This window comes from Comamonas aquatilis (assembly GCF_965139575.1).
Lineage (GTDB): Bacteria > Pseudomonadota > Gammaproteobacteria > Burkholderiales > Burkholderiaceae_C > Comamonas > Comamonas aquatilis.
This window is the reverse complement of the sequence record NZ_CBCSIW010000054.1, coordinates 1-366: the sequence shown is the minus strand read 5'-3', so window position 1 is coordinate 366 and position 366 is coordinate 1. Positions and strand designations below refer to the sequence as shown.

Below are 366 nucleotides of genomic sequence, written 5' to 3'. Positions count from 1 at the left end.
TCNNCGATGTGGATGAAAACCCACCCGTGTTCAGCTCGGGCGCCATCGCAGAGGCGATTGCCGAGAACAGCGGTGCCGGCCAAGTGGTCTACACCGCCCAGGCCAGCGATGCCCATGCGGTCAGCTACAGCCTGGCCGCAGGCGGCGATGCCGCCGCCTTCAGCATNGATGCCCAGACCGGCAAGGTCACACTGATTGGCAACCCGGACTACGAAGCCAAGGCGGGCTATCAATTCACTGTGGTGGCCACCGATGCGCTGGGCAACCACAGCGAGAAGAATGTGACGCTGGCCGTCAACGATGTGGATGAAAACCCACCCGTGTTCAGCTCGGGCGCCATCGCAGAGGCGATTGCCGAGAACAGCG

1 protein-coding gene and 1 pseudogene are annotated in these 366 nt (G+C 63.1%); both read left to right on the top strand.

Features of this window, described 5'->3' with window-relative positions:
* Positions 1 to 8 precede the first annotated feature (8 nt).
* Positions 9 to 166, top strand: a pseudogene (locus ACNAZA_RS22380) (hypothetical protein); the annotation flags it as partial.
* Between the two features lies 1 nt (position 167).
* Positions 168 to 366 (top strand): cadherin repeat domain-containing protein (locus tag ACNAZA_RS22375; RefSeq protein WP_415798694.1); only part of this gene is annotated, 199 nt, incomplete at both ends.